Genomic DNA, 24,153 nt, shown 5'->3' on the forward strand with positions numbered 1-24,153 from the left:
GCGCTCGAAGGACGTGCCCCCTTGAAACTAGAGCAATTCTTTAGAAAGATGCTCTGCCATGGCCTCTGTGATGGTGGTGACCGGCGGGAGTCGCGGCATCGGGCACGCGGTGTGCGAACGCCTGGCCGGCGACGGGCACCGCGTGCTGCTGGTCGCACGGGACCCGGAACGCGGCCGGCAGGCCGCGGCGGGCATCCAGGGGAACGTCGAGTTCGTGGCGGGCGACCTGACGACGGTCGCGTCGGTGCGGCGGCTGGCCGAGGAGTTGCGGGAGCGGTGCCCGCGCGTGGACGTACTGGTGCACAACGCCGGGATCTGGCCCAGCCGCCGCGTCCTGACGGCCGATGGGGTGGAGGAGTCGTTCGCGGTCAACCACCTGGCGCCGTTCCTGCTCAACCGGCTGCTGGAGGATCGGCTCGGGCGGGTGGTGCAGGTCAGCGCGGGGCTCTACGTCAAGGGCAGGGCCGAGCCCGGCCGCACGTCCGTGGGGGCGGACTTCTCGTCCTTGCGGACGTACGCGGACACGAAGCTGTGCAACCTGCTGACCGTGCCGCTGTTCGCCGAGCGGTGGCGGGAGGCGGGTGTCACGATCGACGCCGTGCACCCGGGCGTGATCCGCACCGGGCTCGGTGACCGCAGCGGTCCCGCCGGGTGGCTGCTCAAGGTCGTGAAGCGTAGGTGGGCGACGGTCGAGCAGGGCGCGGGGCCGGTCGTGGCGCTGGTGGGCGGCACCGGCACCGGCCGCTACTTCGACCAGACGGCGAAGGTGCCACTTCAGGGGCCGGCGCTGGACGGGGAACTGGCGCGACGCATCTGGGACGAGGCCCAAGCGCTAACGGCAGCCAGATGAACCCGCGTGACCGGGCGAGACGCCGGCGGCGACGCGACGAACCCGCGCACGCGGGGCGACGCCGGAGGTTCGGCCACGGCGCGGTGAGCCCGTTCACTCGAACCACGGCGGTGGCGCGATGACCCGGCACAAGCGCAGCGAGGAGACGATCAGGAGGCTGCTCGACACGGCGCTGGACATCTACCCGGACGACTTCACGCTCAGAGCGCTGACCGCGCGCAGCGGCGTCAGCATGGGCAGCGTGTACCACCACTTCGGCAGCCTGGAGGGATTGGCCGCCGCGCTCTACAGCCGGTGCATGGGCGCGCTGCTCGACACCTTGATCAGCGCCGTGGACCAGGCCACGGACGCCCGCGACGGCGTGCGCCGCGCGGTGACGGCCTATCTGGGCTTCACCGCCGACCATCCCGGCGAGGCCCGTTTCATCCATGCGGCACCGTACGCGATCGACCTCGGTCCGTACGCCGAGCGGATCGCGGCGGACAAGGCGCCGCGACTCGAGCGGCTGAACGGCTGGATCCTCGGGCACATGGACGCCGGCACGGTCGCCCGCCTGCCCGTGGCGCAGGTGGAGATGCTGCTGATCGGGCCCGTCGCCGAGGTGACCAGGCGGTGGCTGGCGGGGGCGCCGGAGATCGACCTGGCGGAGGCGGCACAGGTCCTGCCGGATCGTGTCTGGCGCTCGCTGAGCGCACGGCTGTGAATTGTGGGACCGCCGGGAATTACTTCATCGATCCGCTCCGAAGAATCACCGTCGAGCGCGTATTAGTGCATAGAGCGGAATTAGCGGCCTTCCTATGGTGAGAATCAATCTCACGGAAAGGAAGGGATCATGCGAAAGCTCCTCGCGAGCGGCGTCCTCGCCGCCTCGTTGGCCCTTACCGGACTCGCCACTGCGGCTCCCGCACAGGCCAGCGTCGCCGCCGACGCCACCGCGGTCAGTGCCACCGTGAAGTGCCCGAGCGGTTACTACTGGCACAAGCACTGGTACAAGAAGTGGTACAAGGCCGGTCACTGGTACAAGGGCCACTACCACAAGAAGGGTCACTACCACTACTACTACAAGTGGCACTGCCACAAGAAGCGCTGATCCACTGAAAGGGCCCGCCGACATTCTGGTCGGCGGGCCTTTTCGCGTTCATGAGAATTCCAGGAACGCGGGGGGACCACTTTCGGATTCGGTCAGCAGAGTGAAGGATCATCAGGTGAGTCTGCCCGGTGGGCGCGGCAGCAAGACGCTGACCGTTGTTGCCAGGTCAGCCCGCGCGGTCGGCCAGGTTCTGGACCCAGGACGAGACGCCCTGCATGAGGACGTCCAGTTCCTTGCGCAGGGCTTCGTTCTCGGTGCGCAGTTCGAGGTTCTCCTCGCGCAGGGCGGTGTTGTCGGCGCGCAGTTCGAGGTTCTCCTCACGTAGGGCGGTGTTGTCGGCGCGCAGTTCGGCGTTCTCCATGCTCAGTGGGGCGAGTCGGGCGCGCGGGACGGTGGTCTCAGCGGTCGTACCGGGCGATCCGAGGTGCTCGGCGTCTTCGCGGGCCGGTGCGGTGGCGTCGGGAGGCTGGTTCGTGGTTGGCGAGCGTGGGGGCTCGTGCTCCGCGTGGCTCGTCCGGGCGGGCGCGGACGGGCGGAACGCGTCCCGCCAGGGGCCCAGCTCCTCGTGCCCGATCCGCACCGGGGCAGGCGGCCAGGCCTGGGTGGCGGTCGTGACGGGCGGCTCGGCGGGAGGCCGGGCCGGTGCGTCCGAAGCCGGGGCCGCCGCACCGACCGCGCCTGCCGGGTGGGCCGTGGACGCTGCCGGTGAAGCCGGCGACACGGCCAGGGAAGGCGGGGACACGGCCCCGGAAGACGAGGACACGCCCCCGGCGGGCAGGGGCGCGGCCCCAGCGGGCGAGGATGCGGGCGCGGCGGGCGAGGATGCGGGCGCGGTGGCGGGGCGGGGCCTGGGCAGGGTGAGGGTCACGAGGGCCGCGACCAGGGCGACACCGCAACCGACCAGCAGCACCGTCCGGAACCCCCACTCCGACGGCAGCACGTGCCCACCCATGCTCACCGTCAACTGCGACAGGATGACCCCGACCACCGCGGCCGACACCGAGGTGCCGATGGAGCGCATCAGGGTGTTGAAGCTGTTCGCCGAGGCGGTCTCGCTCTGCGGCACGGCGCCCATGATGAGCGCGGGCATCGCCCCGTAGGCCAGGCCGACGCCGATGCTGCCGACGCTGCCGGCGACCATCAATCCCCATGCCCAGCCCATCAGCCCGACCGCGGCCCCGTACCCCATTGCGATGATCAGCGCGCCGACGAACAGGCTCGTCCTGGGCCCCCGGGCGGCCGACAGGCGGGCGCCCAGGGAGGAGACGGCCATCATCATCAGCCCCGACGGCGCCAGCCACAGCCCCGCCGCGAGCATCGACTGGCCCAGGCCGTAGCCGGTCTCCGCGGGGAGCTGGAGCACCTGGATGACGACGAGCGACTGCGCGTACATGGCGAAGCCGATGAGGACGGAGGCGACGTTCGTGAGCAGGACCTGAGGACGGGCGGTGGTGCGCAGGTCCACGAGCGGGTCGCGGACGCGCAGCTCCCACATGCCCCACAGCAGCGCCACCACGACGGCGGTGCCGAGCAGCCCGAGCGTGGTGCCGCTGCCCCAGCCCCACTCGGCGCCCTTGGACACGCCCAGCAGCAGGCAGACCAGCGCGACGCCGAGGCCGGCGGCGCCGGCGACGTCCAGGCGGCCGCGGCCGTGGGCGGGCGTGGCCGGGACGAGCAGCCAGATCAGCACGGCGACCAGCACGCTCAGCGCGGCGGCGCCCCAGAACAACATCCGCCAGTCGGCGTACTCGGCGACGGCCGCGGAGATCGGCAGGCCGAGTGCGCCGCCGATGCCCATGGACGAGCTCATCAGCGCGATCGCCGGGCCGACCCGCTGCGGGGGCAGCAGGTCGCGCAGCGCGCTGACGCCCAGCGGGATCATGCCGACGCCGAGCCCCTGCAGGCCGCGTCCGGCGATCATCGGGAGCAGTGATCCGGCCAGCGCGCACACCACCGATCCGGCGACCAGCGGCACCGAGCAGGCGAGCATCATGCGGCGCTTGCCGTACAGGTCGCCGAGCTTGCCGACCACCGGGGTGGCGACCGCGCCGACCAGCAGCGTCACGGTGATCACCCAGGAGGTGTCGGCCGCGTCGGCGTCGAGCAGCCGGGGCAGCTCGCCGACCAGCGGCACCACCAGGGTCTGCATGAGGGAGCCGACGATGCCGGCCACGGCGAGCACGCTGACGATGCCGCCGCCGGAGCGCGAGGTAGGCGCGGAGTGCACTTTATGTCCCCTTATTGCCCGTTAAGTCCGTTTGGACTATACACAGGATGTGTAGAGTGCACATGGACAGGGTGCGGGAAGTCCCGGCGGCGCGTGCTAGGCTGCCGATCGTTCGGTGTTGGATCTCGGATGAGAGGGAGGTGAGGTTTGATGACCGCGGTGAAGACCGCTGCCGTGTGCAGCGCCCGGACATTCCTCACGTCCCGGGCCCCGGTCTGACCCTTTTCTCCCCCTCGCGGTAGCCGTCAGGCGTACGGCGCGAGGCTGGTGGCTGCGTCTCGTCGGGGCCCCTTCCCGCAAGGTGTCTCACGTTGTCCAACTTCACAAGCGATCCCTCCGAGTCCGGGCTGTCCCGGTACGGATGGACGCAATCACTCGACCACGCCTTTTCCGAACATCGCGCGGCCGGGCTCGTACCGGCTCGTGTCGCCCGCGTCGATCGCGGCCGGTGCGCGGCGATCACCGGGTCGGGCCCGGTGCGGGTCGCCCTCGCGGTGCCGCACGCGTCCGACCCGCTCCTGATGCCGTGCACCGGCGACTGGGCCGCGCTGCGCCCAGGCCGCGAGCCCCGGCTGGTGGCGCTGCTGCCGCGGCACAGCACGATCGTGCGCTCCTCGGCGTCGCGCACCTCCCACGGGCAGGTGCTCGCCGCCAACGTCGACACCGTCGTCATCGTCGTCTCCCTGGCCACTTCCCTGGACGCGGCCCGCCTGGAGCGGCTGCTGGCCATCGCCTGGGACAGCAGCGCCCAGCCGCTGATCGTCCTGACGAAGGCGGACCTGGCCGCCGACGCCGACGCCGTGCGCGCCGAGGCGAGCACGCTGGCACCCGGTGTCGACATCCTGGTCACCAGCGCCACGACCGGCCAGAACCTCGACGTGCTGACCGCCATGCTGAGCGGCACCACCGTCCTGCTCGGGTCCTCGGGCGCGGGCAAGTCCAGCCTGGGCAACGCGCTGCTCGGGGACGAACGGCTGGCCATCGGCGAGGTACGCGCCCAGGACGGCAAGGGCCGCCACACCACCGTGCGGCGTGAGCTGGTGCCCCTGCCCGGCGGCGGTGTCCTCATCGACACGCCGGGGTTGCGCGGGATCAGCCTGTACGACGCCGCCGACGGTCTGGAACAGGTCTTCGCCGAGATCGAACGCCTGGCAGAGGACTGCCGGTTCGGCGACTGCGCGCACGGCAGCGAGCCGGGCTGCGCCGTCCAGGCCGCCATCCGGGCGGGCGAGCTGGCCGAGCGCCGCCTCGCCAGCTACCGCAAGCTGCTGCGCGAGAACGCGTGGGCGGCGGCCCGTACGGACGCGCGGGTGCGCGGCGAGCGCGCCGATCAGCAGAAGGCCATCACCAGGCACCTGCGCGCGACGTACCGGTTCAGGGACCAGCAGTCATGACCAGCATCCGCCACGTCCTGCGCACGCAGGACAGCACAGGAACGGAAACCCACCAGCGATGACCACCAGCACCTGGACCACCCGACCCGAGACCACCGCCGACCTCGCCGCCATCCGCGAGGTCAACCTGGCGGCCTTCCCCACCCCGCACGAGGCCGACCTGGTCGAGGCGCTGCGTGCCGACCCGGCGGCGTGGCTGCCCGGCCTGTCGTGGGTGGCGCAGCGGCCCGGGGAGCCCGTCGCCGGGTTCGCGTTGCTCACGCGCTGCCACGTGGACGGCGCTCCGGCTCTCACGCTGGGGCCGTGCGCCGTCCGGCCGGAGGCGCAGGGGCGCGGCGCCGGGGCCGCGGCCGTCCGCGCCGGGCTGGAGGCGGCCCGGGAGCAGGGCGAGAGTCTCGTCCTGGTGCTCGGCCACGCCACCTACTACCCGCGTTTCGGGTTCGTGCCCGCCTCCCGTTACGGGATCAGGGCGCCGTTCGAGGTCGAGGATCAGTACATGATGGCCCTCGTCCTCGATCCGGAGCAGCCGGTGCCGTCCGGGACCATCCGTTATCCGGCGGCGTTCGGTGTGTGAGGCGGCTGAGGCCGAAGAGGCGCTGAGGCGTCCGGCGCAGGCGAGGCCGTAGCGGGCGTCCCGCCGCCGGTGCGAACACGACCGGCGGCAGGACGTCCCTGCGTCACGCGCCGTCGCGCGGCGACGGGCCCAGCGGTGGTGCGGAGGTCAGGAAGTCCTGCAGCTCGCGGTGCCGGAACTGGTACGTGGCTCCGCTGACGCGCAGCAGCCGCGCCTCGCACGCCCAGTCGAGGAACGTCCACAGCCGCAGCGGCAGCAGCCCGCGCGTGGCGGCGACGGCCAGCCCGATCATGGTGCGGGTCCAGGCGACGGCCCCGAAGGCCAGGCCGAAGGTGACGCCGCCGATGAGCGCGCACGCCAGCGACACCGGCACGTCCTGGTTCATGACGAACACCAGGAACGCGGCGACACCGCCGGTGAGCCCGAAGGCCAGCCCGATCGTCGGGTTGCGGTGCAGGGCCTCGCGCGGATGGGCCAGCTCGGCGTCCATGCTCCACCCGCCGGTGGCGATCTTGAAAGCCACCCCGAGCGCGACGGCCAGGACGAACGCGGCGCTCAGCCCCGCGACGAGCGCCACGGGGCCGGCGTGGGCCAGCCGCAGCGGCGCCAGCCCCGTGAGCGCGCCGCAGAGCCCGAAGCCGAGGAGCGTGACGGGTTCGGCGCGGATCGCCTCGGAGGCGGTCATGCGCTCGGCCCCGATCCGGCCGGCGGCGGTCAGCCCGATGACCGCGCCGAGCGTCAGCCCGCCCGTGCCGCCCGCGACGACGGCGAACCCCGGCCCGAAGATCCTGCCCTCGGTCATGGCGAGCCCGGACAGGCCGCCGAGCACCCCCACGGGCACGCCCGCCAGGGCACCGAGCAGGGCGCCCGTCAGGCGTCGCCGGGCGGGGACGTTGGTGCGCCCGCCCGCCGCGGCCGGCCACGACGACAACGACAGGCCGGCCGCGATGCCCACCCAGGACGCCATGAGCGCCAGTGTCAGCGTCTGCTCCGGGCCGGGCTCCCGGTGCAGGTCGCCGAGGTCGTCGATGGCGGAGCCCGTCCAGAAGGCCAGCATGGCGGTGATCGCGAGGAGCACGCAGCACCCGCCGTGCAGCACCCGCACCAGGCGCCGGCCGCCGACCGGCCACAGCAGGTGCGGGACGAGGTCGATCGCCGTCAGGCCGGGCGGCGGCCGCTCCTCCTCGGTGGTGCGGGCGGCCTGCCAGCGCAGGTGGTCCGCCAGGTGCACGAGCCAGGAGCGCACCTGTTCCGGCCGGTACGGGGTGCCGTGCGCGGCGCGCGGCGTGAGGCGGGTCGCAGCCGGGACGTAGGCCTCCAGCAGCCGGCGGGCGATCCGGTCCGCCCCGTCGTGGGGGTCGGCGGCCGGGTCCGCGCGCAGCAGCTCGGCCGGGTCGGCGCCGGACTCCACGGCGGTCACGGTCAGCAGCAGCCGCCATGGTGTGGCCAGCGCGGTGTGGACGGCCTTGCCCGCCGGCCCCGACAGTGCCGCGCGGACGGTGTCGCGGTGGCGGGCGCGGGGGTGGCCGTCCGGCCAGCGGTCGCCGAGGTAGGCGGCGATCTGGTCGACGGTCAGGTCGTGGAGGTGGATCAGGGCGGCGTTGTCGAGGCCGGCACCGGCCTGGCGCAGCTCGGCGTGGCGGTCGGCCCGGCAGGTCACCACCGCGGCGCCCGGCCGGCGTCCGGACAGGTCGCTGTAGCGGTTCAGCTCCTGGAGGAGGCCGATCGCGCGGCGGGGGGTGCCGCCCGGTCTCGGCTCGGGGTCCAGCTCGTCCAGGCCGTCCATCACCGGGAGGACACGGCGGTCGCGGACCAGGCGCCGTGCGTCCTCGGAGGCGAGACCGAAGTCCTGGGTGAGCTGCTCGGCGAGCCAGGGTTCGAACGGCCTGCCCAGGGTCCATCGGGCCGCGTTGAGGCGGACGGGCACCATGCGTGGCTCGTCGGGGGGCTGCCGGTCTTCCAGGAGCTGGAGGACCAGCTCGATGGCGAGAACCGTCTTGCCCGCTCCCGACTCGCCCACGACCAGCAGGCGCTGGGGATGCAGGGCGTCGAAGAAGCGGCCGATCGCCTGAAGGTCGTCCGGTCCGGGGCCGGAGTCCCGGTCGGGGGCAGGGCCCGGTTGCGGGCCGAAGGACACGGGCGCGATGTCGTAGCCGCCGAGCAAGCCCTTGCGCGCGCGGTCCTCCTCGCGCACCACGCGCCGGACGAGCAGCTCGATCGCGGGGTCCGGGTCGCGACGGCCGGTTCCCTCCGCCGTGGGGCCGGGCCAAGGCCGCGCGGGCGCCTGCGCTTGATGCGACGCGGGCGCCTCCGCTTGGAGCGACGCGGACGCCTCCGCTTGGAGCGACGCGGACGCTGCCGCCTCAGCGTGAGGCGGCGCCGGTGCCGTTGCGTCGCTCGTGTCCGGCGCTGTCAGGGCCGCCCTGGCCGCCCGCCAGCGTTCCAGCTCCCCCGCGATCGACTCCTCCGGATACTCGCAGGACCGGAGGCAGGCCGTCACGAACGCCCTGACGAACTCCCACCGCGGCAGCCGATCGTGCTGCCGCAACACGTGCGAGGTCGTACTCTTCGGCAGCGCGTCCACCAGGGAGCCGTCCGAGGCGGCCACCTGGCCGCCGAGCGAGCGCAGCCTGCTCAGGGACGGCTCCCCCGCCCACCGCCTGAGCCGGGCCAGCGCCTCGACGAAGTCGGCCACGCTGCCGGCCGCGCCGGGATCGGGCGGCCGGGGACGATCCGCGCCCGTCACCGCCCCGTCCTGACCAGCGCCCACGTGAACCTCCCCCGCCAACGCCTGGGCCGGCGCCGCCCCTCGACGCACACGCCCTGCAGCGTCTGCACGTGGCGGGACTCCATCAGGAAGTTGCGTGCCTCGTCGGCCTCCACCAGCTCCCTGCCGACCGCGATGGGCACGAAACCGTGCCTGGGAATGTAGACCCACCGCCCGCGATCCCAGTCGTAGGGGTCGAACCAGCGGTGCCGTACCGTGCCGGACACCCGCACCTCCCGCCCGTCCCTGGTCAGCACGAACGAGCCCTGCGAGCGCAGCAGGCTCATCCGGCTCACGTAGAACAGCTCGGTGCCGATGAACGCGTTGATCCGCGCGTCCCAGTGGTCGTGCAGCCAGGCCGAGCCGTGCTCGTCCAGGGTCGCCGCCCGCCGTACGAGCTGGCGCTCGAAGCGGCGCTGGTTCTTGTGCTCGGCCTTCCTGATCACCTTGAACGAGCGCAGCCACCGCAGCGACATCGTCCGGGACGCGCCGGCACCGTCCATGAAGTGCTCGAGGAAGTCGGAGGCGATCGGGTGGAAGTCGCGGCCACCGTCCACGATCGAGCGGAACAGGGTGACCAGCTCCGGGACCGGCCTGCCCGTCCGGCGGCGCAGACCTCGCAGGAACATGCTGGCTGCCTCCGTGGTGCGGTCGAGGATCACGGACACGTCGGGCGGTACTCCTCCTGCGGGACGAGGCTCCGCCATTCCTCGCGGGTCAGGGAGCGGCCCGCGTTGGCGCAGGCGGCGCCCACCAGGTCGGCGGGCTTGCCGGCGTTCCACAGGCGGGCGGTGCCGTCGCCGGCGACCGTGGCGACGGCCGTCCCGTCCCGCTGGTAGGCGAGCGCGGTCACGCCGCTCGTGTGGCCCGTCATCGGGGTGCCGAGCGGCCGGTGGGTGCGCAGGTCCCACAGCAGCACGTCGCCGCGCGAGGTGCCGGTGGCGAGGATCTCGCCGTCCGGGCTGAAGGCGAGCGCGGCGGGCGTGTCGTCCTCGGCGATCAGGGCGATGCCCGCCGGGCGGCGGCGCGGCACGTCCCACAACCGTACGGCGGCGTCGGCCGCCGTGTACGCCAGCGTCCGCCCGTCGGGGCTGAAGGCCAGGTCGTTGACGAGCCCTGCGGCGACCGCGGGCGGGTTGCCGCCCAGCTCGCGGCCGGTGGCCACCTCGAAGATCCGCAGCCGCGAGTCGAAGCCCGCGCTGGCCACCAGCCTTCCGTCGGGGCTGATCGCCATCCCGGTGATGACGCCGGTGTGGTCGCCGGCCCGGATGTGCGGGCCGAAGCGGCGGCGGGTCGCCACGTCCCAGAACACGATGCCCTGCTCGTGCTGGACGGCGACGAACCTGCCGTCGGGGCTGAGCGCGTTCACCCCCGACAGCGTGGCGTCGTGCGCGAGCTCGCGGCGGGTGGCGACGTCCCAGAGCCACAGCCCGTCCAGGCTGGAGGACACGAGCGTGCGGCCGTCGGCGGTGAAGTCGATCATGGCGACGGCGCGGCGGGCGCCCTCGGGGCTCAGCGGGGGGCCGAGGGGCCGCTGGGTGGCCACGTCCCAGAGCTGGATGCCGGGGCGGCCGGCGATGCCGGTGGCCAGGACACGGCCGTCGGGGCTCAGCGCGACGGCCGACTCGGCGGGCACCGGCCGGCCGATCTGCAGGTGGACCTGCGGGTCGGCGAGCCGCACCACGCCGTCGTCACTGGCGGCGGCCAGCAGCTTGCCGTCCGGGCTGAACGCGACCCGCTCGACGCCCATGACGTTGTCGGCGAGGGCGACCAGTTGCCGGCGGCTGGCCGTGTCCCACAGGACGGTGCGTCCGCTGCGGCCACCGGTGGCGAGGCGGGTGCCGTCGGGGCTGAAGACGATCGCGTTGAAGCCGGTGTTCCTGTCCCTGATGACGCCCGTCTGCTTGCCCGATCGCATGCTCCACAGGCGCGCGGCGTTGTCGAAGCTCACGGTCGCGAGCGTGCCGCCGTCGGGGCTGAGGGCGAAGTCCAGGACGGTCTCGCGCTGCGCGGCGATCGGGGCGCCGCGCGGCCGGGACGTGGCGGGGTCCCACAGCCGCACGGACTTGCCGCTCGCCACGGCCAGGGTCCGGCCGTCCCGGGTGAACGCCATCCTGCGGACGATGCTCGCCAGGTCCCGCCCGTGGTCGGGACGGCCCATGGGAGGTCCGTGGGGGCGGTGCGTGGCCGCGTCCCACTGCCGGGTGACGCCCCTGAAGTCGCCGGTCACGACCGTCCTGCCGTCGGGGCTGTACGCCAGCGCCGAGACGACCTCCTCGTGCTCCAGCGGGGAGCCCACCTCGCGGCGGGTGGCCACGTCGTAGAAGCGGACGGTGCTGAGGCACGCGGTGGCCAGCGTCCGGCCGTCGGGGCTCAGCGCCAGTTGCACGCTGGAGCAGTCGAACCTCGCGCGGGTGATCGGGGCGCCGAGCTGCCGCCGCGTCGCCGTGTCCCAGAGCCGGGCCGTCCCGTCGTCGCTGCCCGTCGCCACGATCGAGCCGTCGGCGCTGAACGCCAGGGACATGACGCCCCTGGTGTGCCCGGTGAGGTTGCCCCGCCCCGTGCGGGTGGCGGCGGACAGCACCCGGTTGCGGGCCTCGTCCGTGCCCGCGATCTTCCAGGCCGCCACGGCGAGCAACGAGGACAGCGGCACGTCGCCCGTCACCTCGCTCTGCGCGGCGAGCTGGCGGGAGATCGCCAGCCTGCGTTGCCGGTCGGCCTCACCGGCGGCGTTGACGGCGGTGGCGGCGGCGGCCAGGGCGAGCACCGCCAGCAGCGCGAGGCCGCTCACGGCGAGCCTGCGGCGGCGGCCCGCTCGCCTGGCCTCGCTCGTGGAGGCGGCCAGGAAGGCCTCGACGACGGGGCCCGGGGGCGGGAAGCTGTCGGGGTCGCGGTCCCAGCGGGGGCGGCTGTCCTGGACGGCCAGCAGGCGGGCGCCTCGGTAGAGGAAGGCCTGGTCGCGGTGGTGGTCGGACCATTGGGTGGCGGCTTCCAGGAGGCGGTCGTAGACGGATTGGGCGGCCAGGTCCGGTTCCAGCCATTGGCGTAGGGTGGGCCAGGCGGTCAGCAGGGCGTCGTGGGCGATCTCGACGGTGTCTTCGTGCAGGGTCAGCAGGCGTCGGTCGGCGAATGCGGAGAGCAGGTCCGCCATCTGATCACGCGGCTGTGTTGTGGCGGCTCGGGCCGGCGGCCGGGCGGGGGTGGCTTGGGTTTCCGGGTGCTCGCGGGGCCGAGCGGAGGCGGCTCGGGCCTCCGGTTGCTCGTGCCGCTGGGGCGAGGCTTGAGTCTCCGGCTGCTGCCAGGGCTGGGGCGAGGCGGCTGGAGTCTCCGGCTGTGTGCGCCGCTGGGCGGAAGCGGCGGCGTGGATCTCGGCCAGGCGGGCGCGGCGCCGGGCCACCTGGCCGCCCGCCGTGATCAGGGTCAGCCGGCGGAAGATGCGCAGCGCGCTCCTGCGATCCTCGGGCGACAACCGGTCGAGGACCTCGTCGGCCGTGCGCCGTACGGAGTCGCGGACCCGGCCGGACTCCTCGTACCCGCGGATGGTGAGCATGCGGCCCGCACGTCTCTCCCACGTGTTGCGCAACGCCTGGGAGAGCAGGGGCAGGGCACCGGCCTCGTAACGGTCGCCGGCGGCCCGGCCGGCGCGCAGCTCGTCCAGGATGAGCTCCACCAGGCCCGGCTCGATCGTCAGCCCCGCCGCGGTGGCGGGCCCGGTGATGGCCAGCCGCAGGTCCGACTCCGTCATCGGCTCGACGATGGCCTGCCCGTCCTGGATGGCCTCGGCGAACTGCGGGTAGGCGGCGCAGCGGTCCCAGTAGTCGGCGCGCACCCCGATCACCACCGCGGCGCCGTCCGGGCCGTCGGCCAGCGCGTGCAGGGCCGCCACGAACGCCTGCCGCTCCCGCTCGTCGGTCACCAGCGTGAACAGCTCCTCGAACTGGTCCACCACCAGGAGCAGCCGTTCGCCGGGCCTGAGCGTCGCGGCCATGGCCCGTTCCGGATCGTTCCGTAACCGCTCGGCCACCGCGCCCCTGTCCCGATCGGACGCGCATTCGTCCCGGCTGGACGCGTATTCGTCCCGGCCGGACGCGTATTCGTCCCGGCCGGACGCGTGTGCGAGCGCGCGGAACGGCTGTGCGGTGGGCGTGGTGAGCAGGCACCGCCACCGCTGTGCTCCCGGCAGCTCGCCCCGCGCCGCCTCCGGGATCAGCCCCGCCCGTAACAGCGACGACTTGCCGACGCCCGAAGCCCCGGAGACCAGCAGGATCGTGCCATGCCCGGCCAGGCGCTTGCCCAGGCGTTCGAGGAGGTTCCGGGTGGCGTGCGCGCGGCCGAAGAACAGCTCGGACATGCCTGCCTCGAACGGCGCGAGACCTTGGTAAGGGCACAGCTCGTCCGGATGATCCCCCCGCTCGCCCATGGCGGTCATTCTGACAAACGCGGCTTTCCCCATCAAACGAGTACCGTCCGATTTCGTCCAATGTCGTCCCATCAGTGGCTTGAACGGCGCGAACGCGGTTTCGATGGACCTGCTGTCAATCGGCCGAGAGGGCCCGGCTTCGCGGGGGCGGGCCGGCGGCCCTTCACTGGACCATCGGGGGAACACCTTGCACTCAGCACGATCCGCTCTGCTCGACTCCGGGCGGAGCGCAGCCGCCGCGCCTTCGTCGGGGGCGCTGCTCCGGGGGTGGCGCAAGCGAGCGTTGCTCACGCAGGAGCAGCTCGCCGAGCGGGCGGGGCTGAACGTCCGGACCGTGCGGCGGCTGGAGAGCGGTGGGCTCTGGCAACCTCGTACCACGTCGGTCCTGCTGCTGGCGCAGGCGCTGGAGCTGGACGGCGAGGAGCGGGCGCTGCTGGCCGCCGTGGCGCGCGGCGCGACGCTCCCCGTCCCGGGCGGCCCGCCACGTGCGGCGGTGATCGTCCCCCGGCAGTTGCCCGCCGACGTCCCGGCGTTGGTGGGACGGGAGCGCGAGCTGGCCTTTCTGGAGGACGGCGGCGCGGGCGCGGCTACGGTGGGCGGCAGCGCACGTGCGGTTGAGGTTTGCGGCGGTGCGGTGACGGTGGACGGCATGGCGGGGGTCGGTAAGACGGCGCTGGCGGTGCATGCCGCGCACCGGCTCGCACCCCGCTTCCCCGACGGGCAGCTCTTCGTGGACCTGCGCGGCCACTCCCCCGGCGCGGCCCCGGTCGAGCCGGGCGAGGCGCTGGCCCGCATGCTGCGCGCGCTCGGCGTGCCCGACGAGCGGATCCCCGGGCACCTCGACGACCGTGCCGCGCTGTACCGGAGCGTGCTGGCCGAGCGCAGGATGCTGGTCGTGCTGGACGACGCCGCCGGCGACCACCAGGTCCATCCGCTGCTGCCCGCCGGCACCGGCTGCCGGGTGATCGTGACCAGCCGGCGGCGGTTGAGTTGCCTCGGGGAAAGCCTGTCGCTGGATGTCCTGCCGGTGGTGGAGGCGGTGGCGTTGTTCGTGCGCGCGGCGGGTGCTGGGCGGGTGGCGGGCGTGCCGGAGGGTGTGCTGCGGGAGGTCGTGGTGCGGTGCGGGCTGCTTCCGCTGGCCGTTCGCGTGGCCGCCGCGCGGTTGCGGGCACATGCCACCTGGGGCGTGGGGTACCTGGTGGAGCTGCTGGCGGGCGATGGCCGGCTGGGCGAGCTGAGGGCCGGACGTCACGACGTGGCCGCCGCACTGGACCTGTCCTACGAGAGGCTGTCTGGTGATCAGCGGCGGGCGTACCGGCTGCTCGGCACGGACGCGGGCGCAGGCGCGGGTGCGGGTGCGGGTGCGGGTGCGGGTGCGGGTGCGGACTTCGGCGTCGGCGAGGCCGCCGTCCTGCTGGGGACGACCGTCCCTCATGCGGGCCGGCTGCTGGAGGGGCTGCTGGACGTGCACCTCCTGCGGGAGTCCGCCCCCGGCCGCTACCGGCTGCACGAGCTGGTACGCGACCATGCCGCCCGGACGGCGGCGGCAGGCGGGAGGTGACCGCCCGGCCGCCGGAGGAGTGCGGCAGGACGGTCACCGGCTCATCACGCGGGCGAGTCGCTCAGGATCTTCGCCTCTTCCTCCTCGATCCGCTGGTTCCACTCCCGCTTGGAGGACTGCCAGCCGTCCTCGTCCCGCCCCAACCGCCAATAGCCGGAGATGGACAGCTGCTCCAGCGGCACCCCCCGCTCCACGCGCAGGTAGCGCCGCAACTCCTTGACGAACGTCGCCTCGCCGTGGACGAAGGCGTGCACCGTCCCGTCGAGGAACTTGGCCTCCCGCACCGCCCGCACCAGCGCCTCGCCGACCTGGCCGCCCCGGCGGTGCAGCCACACGATCTCGGCTGCGCAGGCCGTCGGCAGCTCCTGCTCCTCGGCCGGGTCCTCGACCTCGACGAAGACCTTGGCGGGCGCTCCCGCGGGCACCCGCTCCAGTGCCGCGCCGATGGCCGGCAGGGCGCTCTCGTCGCCGGCGAGCAGGTGCCAGTCGGCCTCTGCGCTGGGCGCGTAGGCGCCGCCGGGGCCAAGGAAGCGCACCACGTCACCCGGCTCGGCCTGCATCGCCCACGGGCCCGCGAGGCCCTGCGCGCCGTGGCAGACGAAGTCGATGGTGAGCTCCCGCGCCTGCGGGTCCCAGGAGCGGACGGTGTAGGTCCGCGTCACGGGCCACTGCTCGCGGGGCAGCTCCGCGCGGATCACCCCCATGTCGAACGGCTCCGGGTACGTCACCCCCGGCACCGGGAACAGCAGCTTCACGTAATGGTCGGTGAACTCTCCCGCGCTGAACGCGTCGAGCCCTTCGCCACCGAGCACCACGCGGATCATGTGCGGGGTCAGCTGTTCGGTGCGCAGCACCACACTGGTGGTGCACCGAGGGGCACGCCGGGCCGGTTCCGTCGCCATGGGGACTCCTCCTCGCTAGATTAGGTAAGCCTAACTTAGCTTCTTGACCGCCATGTGCCATGGCAGAAGGCCAAGCTGGCGGCAGATGTGGTAGGCCTGGTCCCGCAGCCCGTCGAGGGGGCGTTATCGCGGCGAGGTCGGGCTCGAAGCGGCGTTCTGCGCGACGGCGAGTGGGGGTGAGGGAACGTGCCTCGCCCAGCGGAGTGGTGCTCATACCGACGGGGCGGGCGAGCCGGGCCCGACGGGGCGCCGGACCTAGCGCGGCGGGCACGGCCGTCGCGGCGGCGGGCGCCGGGCAGGTGGTGGACGCGTTCGGCGCGCACGGGGGCTTCGCGCTGGCAGCGGCGGCCACTGCGACGATGGCGGCGCTGGCGGGCGGGTACGCCCTCACCCGCGCCAGACCCCGCTCACCCGCGAACGGTACGAGCGCCTCAACGACGCGTCGAGCCTGACGCCGCAAATCCGCGGGAACCTGGAGACCTGGCACCGACGCCGTTCCCGGCAACTTCGCCCGGCCACCCGGCGTCTAACCCGCCGTGGAGCCATTGCTGGCGGGGGACCCGCCTCGGATCGGAGCGTACTGGCTGGCCGGGCGGCTGGGCTCGGGCGGCCAGGGCGTCGTCTACGAGGCCTACGACGCGGCGGGGACCAGGGTGGCCGTCAAGGTGCTGCACGCCGAGGCGCGCGACCGCTTCGCCAAGGAGGCGGAGGCGGCCCGCCGGGTGGCGTCGTTCTGCACGACCAGGGTGCTGGACGTCGAGCTCGGCGGGGACAGGCCGTACATCGTCAGCGAGTTCGTGCCGGGGCGGAGCCTGCGCCGGGCCGTACAGGACGGGCGCAGGTTCGCCGGTGACGACCTGCACCGGCTCGCGACCGCCGTGGCGACGGCGCTGACCGCCATCCACGACGCCGGCGTGATCCACCGCGACCTCAAGCCCGACAACGTGCTGCTCGGCCCGGACGGGCCGCGCGTGATCGACTTCGGCATCGCGCGCACCGCGGACATGTCGCTGACCGGCACCGGCGAGATGGCGGGGACGCCCAGCTACATGGCGCCCGAGGTGTTCACCGGGCAGCGGGCGGGCACCGCGGCGGACGTGTTCGCCTGGGGCGCGGTGGTGGTGTTCGCGGCGACCGGCGAGGACCCGTTCCGCGCGGACCATCTGGGCGCCGTCGTGCACCGGGTGCTGACGGCGCAGCCCGACCTGAGCGCGCTGCCGGACCGGCTGGCCACGCTCGTCCGGGCGGCGCTGGACAAGGACCCCGCCGCCCGCCCGGCCGCGCGCGACCTGCTGCTGGCGCTGGTGGCGGGCGACGGCTCCGACATGGGCAGGCTGCTGGCGGCGGGCAGCCGCTCGGCCGCCGGCATGTACGTGCCGCAGACGGCCGACCCCGAGCTGGGCGCCATCGCCGAGGACGTCTACGCCTCCCTCGCGCCCGAGGAGCGCGACCTGGCGGCCGAGGTGTTCCTGCGCCTGGTGACGGTCACCGAGGACGGCCACGAGACGATCCGCTGGGCGACGCTCGACGAGCTGGCCGACGGCAGGCCCGAGATCGAGCGCATCCTGGAACGCTTCGCCTACCTGCTGACCCAGCGCGACGGCGCGGTCGCGCTCTCGCGTCCCGCGCTGCTGCGGGCGTGGCTGCGCCTGCGCCTGTGGGTGGACGCCGACCGGGAGGGGCTGGCCACGCTCGCCCAGCTCTCGGCCGCCACCCGCCACTGGGTCGAGCACGGCCGCAAGGACGGTGACCTGCTGCAGGGCAGCCGCCTGGAACGGGTGCTCACCTGGGCGGCGGCCGGGCGCACGCACGTGCGGCTGACCAGCGCCGAGCGTTCCTTCCTGCACGCGGCCACCGCGCTGACCCGCAGACGCGCCACGCGCCGCCGCACGATCACGGCGGCGCTGGCCGGGCTGCTGGTGGTCACGGTGGTGGCGGCGGGCGCGGCCTTCGTGCAGGCCGAGCGGGCCGCCGAGCAGAGCAGGGCCGTCGCCCTGCAGCGCGACCAGGCCGTGGGCCGCCAGATCGCGGCCGAGGCGGACCGGTTGCGCACCACCGACCCGACCGTGGCGAGGCTGCTCAGCGTGACCGGGTGGCGGCTCGCGCCCGGACCCGACACCAGGCGGAGCCTGATGGGCTCGCTGACCATGCCGGAGCGTGCGGCCTTCCGCGATCCGGCCGTCAAGGGCGTGTCGGCGGCGGCGACGGCCGCCTCGGGCCGGATCAGGGCCGTGGCCGGTGAGGACGGCGTGCGCGTCCACGACGTGCCGGGCGGGCGGCAGCGCGCGTACTGGGCGTGGCCGCGCGGGTTCGCCGCGCTGCCGATCAGGGCGGCGCTCAGCCCCGGCGGCGCGACGCTGGTCGTGCTGAACGGGCTCACCATGTCCGCCTGGGACACGATGACGGGCAGGAAGCTGCGCGAGCGGGCGGTGGGCGCGGGCACGTCGCCTGACCTGGCCTTCGGCGACAACGAGGACCTCGTGAGCGTGACGCGGATGGGCTCGGTCGAGCTGGTCTGGAACGTCAGGACCGGCCGCACCCACCGGCCGCGCATGGAGGCCGGGCCGCTTCCCGTCATCTCGTCCTCCGGCGCGTTCATCGCGGGCATGGGGCTCAACGACGGGATGCGGGTGATCCGCCTGTCCGATCTGTCCGTGCTGCCGTGGTCGCCGAAGCAGTGCCACGCGATCGCCTTCTCCCCGGACAGCACCCGCATGTACTGCGCGAACGGCAGCATCCAGGCCTGGGACACGCGTACCGGCCGCCGGATCGCCGACGCGGACGAGCCGTTCTGGAACGCCCTCGACCACGGCGCCCGCCTGTGGGTGTCGGCGGACGGGACCCGGCTGCTCGGCCTGTACCAGAACACGATCAGGCTGTGGGCCGCCGAAAGCGGCGACGAGCTGTTCACCTACCACGCCGAGGGCGAGCCCGAGCACGCGTGGATCGACGGCGCGGGCACCGTGCGCTACCTGCTCGGCACCTCGGTCGTCACGCTCGACGCCGGCTCGCGCGGCCTGACCGACACGCTCCCCGGCCGTGCCAGGGTGATCAGCCTCGGCGACGGCCCCGCGATGATCGCCGCCAGGCCGGACGACTTCCTGCGCACCTGGGACGGCAGCAAGCTGGGCCCGCCCCTGCCCGGCTCGCAGGAGGCGGCCGGCGTTCAGCTCGACCCCCAGGCCAGACGGCTGGTGGGCGTGAAGGACACCAGGACCCTGCACGCGTGGGACGTGGCCACCGGGCGGGCGCTGTGGACCTGGCCGGTCCCGCCCATGCAGGACATCGTGGCCATGACGTTCACCCCGGACGGCGGCAGGCTGGTGCTCTCGCTCGCCGAGAACAGCCAGCGGGACGCGCGCAACGAGCTGCTCGTGCTCGACGCCGCCGGAGGCAAGGTGCTCGAGCGGCACCGGCTCGACACCGCCACCGGCGACCTCGCCGCCGTGCACACGGGCAAGGCCGTGGTGACCAGCGTCGGCAGGATGCTCGACCTGGACACCGGGCGGCTGACGGGGGCCGGCTTCAGCAGCGGGGAGATCGGCGCCATCGCGGCCGCCCGCACCAGGCCGCTGGTCGCCTTCGGCTTCACCGCGGTGCAGCTCTGGGACCACGCCGAGGGCGTCGAGCTGCCGCCCGCGCTGCGCCCGGCGGGTGCCGTCAGCATCTCCGACATCGCCTTCAGCCACGACGGCACGCTGGTCGCCGCGGTCAGCAGCACGCGGCAGGAGGAGTACTTCGTACACGTCTGGGACGTGGCCACCCGGCAGGAGCTGGCCGCCGTCCCGATCGGGTTCGGCGACGAGCTGCGCTTCAGCGCCGACGACAGCGTGCTGCAGGCCGGCGTGCGCAACTACCGGACCGTCACCACGATCCCGGTCGAGGGCGACGCGGTGGCGGCGCAGGTGTGCGAGCGAGCCGGCCGCACGCTGTCGCGGCAGGAATGGTCCCGGTACCTGGGCGGCGTCCCCTACCGCGACCCGTGCCCGCACCGGTAAGCCGCGACGTCGTGCGGCTTGCCCAGTGGCTAAGCTGCGCGCATGGCACGCGTTCTCCTCTTGCACTCGATGTACGGTCTCCGGCCCGCCGTCCACCAGGCAGCCGACCGGTTGCGGGCGGCCGGTCACGGGGTGCACGTCCCCGACCTGTACGACGGCCGGGTCGTGGACACCGCCGAGGAGGGGCTCGCGATCAAGGAGGAGATCGGCCGCGACGAGCTGCTGAAGCGGGCCGTGGCCGCCGCGGCCCCGCTGTCCGACGAGCGCCTGGTCTACGCGGGCTTCTCGCTCGGCGCGGCGATCGCGCAGAACCTCGCCCTGGGCGACGAGCGTTCCCTCGGCCTGCTGCTCATGCACGGCACCTCCGACATGGCCGAGGGGGTCTCGGCCGACGACCTGCCCGTCCAGCTGCACGTCGCCGACCCCGACACCCACGAGCCGGTCGACTGGCTGAACACCTGGTACCTCGGCATGCGCAGGGCCAGGGCCGACGTGGAGGTCTTCCGCTACCCCGGCGTGGGGCACCTGTTCACCGATCCTGACCTGCCCGACTACAACGCCGAGGCGGCCGAGCGCGCCTGGGCGATCGCGCTGGACTTCCTCGCCGACCTGTGATCCGCCCTTCGGCGGAGGTGCGGCGGCCCGCAGGGGGCGGGATCCGCCGAACGGCGGATGGGCGCGGCGCCCGCCCGGCCTGAGGCTGGGGTCATGCGGAAATTCATGGCGAGCTGGCCCCGGTGGGCCGGGTACGCGGCGGCCGCGTGGTCGCTGGGTTACGGGGTGCTGGGGCTGTTCTGGGCGCTCGGCGGAAGCGGGTTCCCGTTCGGCAGGACCGATCCCGACTGGGAGCCCGGCCTGTCGGTGCTCGGGGCGGCGACCCCCGAGGTGGCGGCGCCGCTGATCGCGGTGCTGGGCGCGCTGGGGTCGGTCGCCGGGCTGGCGATCGCGCGCGGGGTGCGGCGGGGCCGACCGTTGCTGCTCGGGTTCGCCTGGGTGGCGGCGGCCGGGCTGACCGTGGTCGTGCCCGACAACCGGGTGCTGATGCTGGTGGCGTACGCGCCGCTGCTGGCGGTGTTCGTCTTCACCGGCGTGCCGGGCGGGCAGCCGATGGCCGAGCTGGTGCCGTGGTCGCGGGTCAACCTGTTCATCGTGCTGGCGGGCGGGCTGCTGTGGGCGCTGGCGGCGCTGGCCTACCAGCGGCGGACGGCCGGTAGGTGCGTGGCCTGCGGGCGGGGCGGGCACCGTACGGCACGCTGGGCCACCCCGGCGGCGGCGCGGCGCTGGGGGCTGTGGGCGGTGGTGGTCGCGGCGGCCATCCCCGCCGTCTACGACGCCAGCCGCTTCGCCTGGGCGGCGGGCATCCCGCTGGGGATCACCGAGGAGTTCTGGCGGTGGCTGGACGAGTCGGGGCTGCGCTGGGCCGGGCTGTTCCTCAGCCTGATGGGGCTGGGCGGGGCGATCCTCACGCTCGGGCTCGTGCAGCGCTGGGGTGAGGTCTATCCGCGGTGGATCTGGTTCAGGGCTGGCCGGCCGGTGCCGCCGATGCTGGCGGTCGTGCCCGCCTCCATCGTGTCGGTGATCGTGCTGTCGGGAGGGCTGACGTTCTGGCGGCTGCGCATGGTGCACGACTACGCATGGGACATGTGGGCCACTTGGGCGCCGTCGCTGGTGTGGCCGGTGTGGGGGGTGGCGCTGGCCGTCGCGACCCTCGCCTACCACCTGCGCCGGCGAGGGGCGTGCCGGTCTTGCGGACGCGGCGGGCCGGCGGACGCGCACAGCGGACCTCAGGAGGCGCGGCTGGTGGAAGCACCCGAGGAGCCGCAGGAGGTGCGGCCGGTGAACGCCCCCGGCGAGCCCCAGGAGGCGCGGCCGGTGGCCGTGCATGGTGAGCAGCCGTAGGTGGCTAGGCTCGCGGTCGTGAAGCGGTACGGCGAGGCGAGGGTCACGGTGGCCGGGGTGGCGGGGGTCGCCGGGGCGCTGTCGCTCGCGGTCACGCTGGCGCATCCGCTGGCCGGGTGGGCGGGCGTCAACGCGGCGGCGCTGGTGGTGGAGGTGTCGGTGCTCCTGGTGCTCACCGTCCTCACCGTCCGGCGCTCCCCCGCCCGCCAGGCAGCCTGCTGCGCGGCGCTGACCGGCTCGGCGGTGGCGCTCATCCTGCTGCGCGCCGTGTGGCAGGGCCCGCCGCCGCTGGTGCTGGGCGCGTGCGCCGCCTGGGCGCTCGGCGCGGTGGCGGCCACCGGGGTGGGCCTCTACCTGCGCAGATTGGACGACAACCGCCGGCGGGCCATCGCGGAGGCCACCCGGGCGCAGCGGCTCGGGCTGGCCCGCGACCTGCACGACTTCGTCGCCCACGACGTCAACGGCATGCTGGTGCAGGCCCAGGCCGCCCAGGTGGTGGCCGGCTCGCTGCCGGAGCCGGTCGCCGACGCCCTGCGCCGCATCGAGGACGCGGGGCAGCGGGCGCTGGCCTCCCTCGACCGTACGGTGCACGCGCTGGGCGAGCGGGGGCCGGGGATCGAGGGGCTGGCGCGGCTGGCCGACGCGTTCTCGCCGGGGGTGCGGGTGGAGCTGGCGGTCGAGCCGGGGCTGGCGGCGCGGCACGAGGTGTCGTCCCTGGCCTACCGTGTGGTGACCGAGGCGCTCACGAACGTGCGCCGGCACGCGCCACGGGCCACGTCCGTGGTGGTGGAGGTCCGTGAGGAGGGTGGTGTGCTGCGGGTGCGGGTGGCGGACGACGGTGGCGGCAGCTCGCCGAGCACGAGGATCGGCGGGTTCGGGCTCGCGGGCCTGGCCGACCTGCTGGAGGCGCGCGGCGGGCGGCTGACGGCGGGCCCGCATGGTGGCGGCTGGCAGCTCGACGCGGAGATCCCCGCATGACGGCCCGCCAGGACGCGCGTGCGCCGCGCGAGGCGACTCACACGCGGGCGCCACGCAAGGCACCACTCGCGCACGCTCCACACAGCAAGACGGAGACCCGGGGAGTGCGATGACGACGCGGATCCTGCTCGCCGACGACCAGGAGGACGTGCGGATCGGCTTCCGGCTGATTCTCGACGCCCAGCCCGACATGACCGTGATCGGCGAGGCCGCCGACGGCACGCGCGCGGTCCAGCTGGCCCGCCACCTGCGCCCCGACGTGGTCCTCGCCGACATCCGCATGCCCGGCCTGGACGGCCTGGAGGTCACCAGGCGGCTGGCGGCCGAGACCCGCGTGATCGTCGTGACGACGTTCGACCTGGACGAGTACGTCCACACCGCCCTGCGCGAGGGCGCCTGCGGCTTCCTGCTGAAACGGTCGGGCCCCGCCCTGCTGGTGGAGGCGGTGCGCGCGGCGATGGCGGGCGACACCCTGATCAGTCCCCAGGTGACCGTACGCCTGCTCCAGGGCCTGACCCGCAAGCCACCACCACCGCTGGACGACCCGCTCACCGCCCGCGAGCTGGAGATCGCCCGCCTGGTGGCGCGCGGGCACACCAACGCCCGGATCGCCGGCGAGCTGACCATCAGCCTGGGCACGGTGAAGACGCACATCGGCCACATCCAGCGCAAGGTGGGCGCCGCCAACCGGGTCGGCATCGCCGCCTGGGCCTGGAGCACCGGACAGGTGACCTGACGCGAGAGAGGACCACCAGATGATCGAGACGGCCGACCACGGCGGCATCGCCGTGCTCACCCTGGCCAACGGCCCGGTGAACACCCTGGACCTGGAGCTGCTGACCGCCGTTCCCGAGGTGCTGGAGAGCGTCGCCGGCGCCCGCGCCGTCGTGCTGACCGGCGCCGGGCGGGCCTTCTCCGCGGGCGTGGACCTGAAGCGGATCGTGGACGGCGGCTCCGAGTACGTGGAGCGGTTCCTGCCGGCGCTCAGCTCGGCGGCGCTCGCCCTGTTCGGCCATCCGAAGCCGGTCGTCGCGGCCGTGAACGGGCACGCCCTGGCCGGCGGCTGCGTGCTGGCCGCCGCCTGCGACGTGCGGCTGATGTCGGGCGGCACCATCGGCCTGACCGAGCTGGCGGCGGGCGTGCCGTTCCCCACGGTCCCGCTGGAGATCATGCGGCACGCCGTCGGCCCGGCGCTGGACACGATGGTGCTCGGGGCCGGCCGCCTGCCCGCCGGCCGGGCCGTCGAGATCGGCCTGGTGCACGAGGTCGTCGAGCCCGACCGGCTGCTCGCGGAGGCGCTGCGGCACGCCGAGGGGCTCTGCGCGGTGCCGTCCGAGGTGTACGCCTTCTCCAAGCGCCAGCTCCACACGCCCGCCCTCGAGCGGGTCCGCGACTTCCAGGCGGCCGACGATCCCGAGGTGGTCAGGATGTGGAGCTCCGAGCACACGATGGCGACCCTGCGCGGCTACCTCGCCTCGCTGCGCCGCGCCTGA

General features: G+C 74.1%; 17 protein-coding genes. 12 read left to right on the forward strand and 5 right to left on the reverse strand.

Going from position 1 to position 24,153, the window contains the following annotated elements:
• Positions 1-58 precede the first annotated feature (58 nt).
• The 3 genes from LCN96_RS33310 (at position 59) to LCN96_RS33320 (ending at position 1,940) form a co-directional block, all read left to right on the forward strand.
• Positions 59-850, forward strand: a complete 792-nt coding sequence (locus LCN96_RS33310) for an SDR family NAD(P)-dependent oxidoreductase (RefSeq protein ID WP_225266392.1) — start codon at positions 59-61, stop codon at positions 848-850.
• 118 nt (positions 851-968) lie between these two features.
• A complete protein-coding gene (locus LCN96_RS33315; RefSeq protein WP_225266393.1) occupies positions 969-1,553 on the forward strand; it encodes a TetR/AcrR family transcriptional regulator in 585 nt (194 codons plus the stop codon).
• A 129-nt stretch (positions 1,554-1,682) separates the two neighbouring features.
• Positions 1,683-1,940 (forward strand): hypothetical protein, encoded by a 258-nt coding sequence (locus tag LCN96_RS33320; RefSeq protein ID WP_225266394.1) that lies wholly within the window; start codon positions 1,683-1,685, stop codon positions 1,938-1,940.
• A 166-nt stretch (positions 1,941-2,106) separates the two neighbouring features.
• On the opposite strand, the gene LCN96_RS33325 is transcribed toward LCN96_RS33320, so the two are convergent.
• Entirely contained in the window at positions 2,107-4,167 is a 2,061-nt protein-coding gene (locus LCN96_RS33325) for an MFS transporter (RefSeq protein ID WP_318528321.1), read from the reverse strand.
• A gap of 311 nt (positions 4,168-4,478) precedes the next feature.
• Here LCN96_RS33325 and rsgA point away from each other — a divergent pair, with 311 nt between their 5' ends.
• Positions 4,479-5,561 (forward strand): ribosome small subunit-dependent GTPase A, encoded by a 1,083-nt coding sequence (gene rsgA, locus LCN96_RS33330; protein ID WP_225266395.1) that lies wholly within the window; start codon positions 4,479-4,481, stop codon positions 5,559-5,561.
• Between the two features lie 58 nt (positions 5,562-5,619).
• Positions 5,620-6,135 carry a GNAT family N-acetyltransferase gene (locus LCN96_RS33335; protein WP_225266396.1) on the forward strand — a complete coding sequence of 172 codons (516 nt, stop codon included), beginning with the start codon at positions 5,620-5,622 and terminating at the stop codon, positions 6,133-6,135.
• Positions 6,136-6,238: 103 nt separating this feature from the next.
• On the opposite strand, the gene LCN96_RS33340 is transcribed toward LCN96_RS33335, so the two are convergent.
• The 3 genes from LCN96_RS33340 to LCN96_RS33350 are packed head-to-tail and all read right to left on the reverse strand — an operon-like array spanning position 6,239 to position 13,322.
• A complete protein-coding gene (locus LCN96_RS33340) occupies positions 6,239-8,905 on the reverse strand; it encodes an NACHT domain-containing protein (RefSeq protein WP_225266397.1) in 2,667 nt (888 codons plus the stop codon).
• On the reverse strand, positions 8,878-9,570 hold the full coding sequence (locus tag LCN96_RS33345) for a hypothetical protein (protein ID WP_225266398.1): 693 nt from the start codon (positions 9,568-9,570) through the stop codon (positions 8,878-8,880). The genes LCN96_RS33340 and LCN96_RS33345 overlap by 28 nt, the downstream gene beginning before the upstream one ends.
• Entirely contained in the window at positions 9,561-13,322 is a 3,762-nt protein-coding gene (locus tag LCN96_RS33350) for a WD40 repeat domain-containing protein (RefSeq protein ID WP_225266399.1), read from the reverse strand. The genes LCN96_RS33345 and LCN96_RS33350 overlap by 10 nt, the downstream gene beginning before the upstream one ends.
• A gap of 187 nt (positions 13,323-13,509) precedes the next feature.
• Between LCN96_RS33350 and LCN96_RS33355 the strand changes: the two genes are divergently transcribed.
• The gene (locus LCN96_RS33355; RefSeq protein ID WP_225266400.1) at positions 13,510-14,883 is read left to right on the forward strand and encodes a helix-turn-helix domain-containing protein; all 1,374 of its coding nucleotides are present in this window, start codon (positions 13,510-13,512) and stop codon (positions 14,881-14,883) included.
• A 44-nt stretch (positions 14,884-14,927) separates the two neighbouring features.
• Here LCN96_RS33355 and LCN96_RS33360 read toward each other — a convergent pair whose 3' ends face one another.
• Positions 14,928-15,785: a siderophore-interacting protein gene (locus tag LCN96_RS33360; protein ID WP_225266401.1), complete on the reverse strand. Its 858-nt coding sequence runs from the start codon at positions 15,783-15,785 to the stop codon at positions 14,928-14,930.
• 536 nt (positions 15,786-16,321) lie between these two features.
• Here LCN96_RS33360 and LCN96_RS33365 point away from each other — a divergent pair.
• The 6 genes from LCN96_RS33365 to LCN96_RS33390 all read left to right on the forward strand — a co-directional run bounded on the left by LCN96_RS33365 (position 16,322) and on the right by LCN96_RS33390 (position 24,153).
• Positions 16,322-19,783 carry a serine/threonine-protein kinase gene (locus tag LCN96_RS33365; protein ID WP_225266402.1) on the forward strand — a complete coding sequence of 1,154 codons (3,462 nt, stop codon included), beginning with the start codon at positions 16,322-16,324 and terminating at the stop codon, positions 19,781-19,783.
• Positions 19,784-19,825: 42 nt separating this feature from the next.
• Positions 19,826-20,398 carry a dienelactone hydrolase family protein gene (locus LCN96_RS33370; RefSeq protein WP_225266403.1) on the forward strand — a complete coding sequence of 191 codons (573 nt, stop codon included), beginning with the start codon at positions 19,826-19,828 and terminating at the stop codon, positions 20,396-20,398.
• 93 nt (positions 20,399-20,491) lie between these two features.
• A complete protein-coding gene (locus LCN96_RS33375; RefSeq protein WP_225266404.1) occupies positions 20,492-21,682 on the forward strand; it encodes a hypothetical protein in 1,191 nt (396 codons plus the stop codon).
• Positions 21,683-22,660, forward strand: coding sequence for a sensor histidine kinase (locus tag LCN96_RS33380; protein WP_225266405.1), 978 nt, complete (start codon positions 21,683-21,685; stop codon positions 22,658-22,660). It begins immediately after the preceding gene.
• A gap of 109 nt (positions 22,661-22,769) precedes the next feature.
• On the forward strand, positions 22,770-23,396 hold the full coding sequence (locus tag LCN96_RS33385) for a response regulator (RefSeq protein WP_225266406.1): 627 nt from the start codon (positions 22,770-22,772) through the stop codon (positions 23,394-23,396).
• 19 nt (positions 23,397-23,415) lie between these two features.
• Positions 23,416-24,153 (forward strand): enoyl-CoA hydratase/isomerase family protein, encoded by a 738-nt coding sequence (locus LCN96_RS33390; RefSeq protein WP_225266407.1) that lies wholly within the window; start codon positions 23,416-23,418, stop codon positions 24,151-24,153.

This window comes from Nonomuraea gerenzanensis (assembly GCF_020215645.1).
GTDB classification, from domain to species: Bacteria; Actinomycetota; Actinomycetes; order Streptosporangiales; family Streptosporangiaceae; genus Nonomuraea; species Nonomuraea gerenzanensis.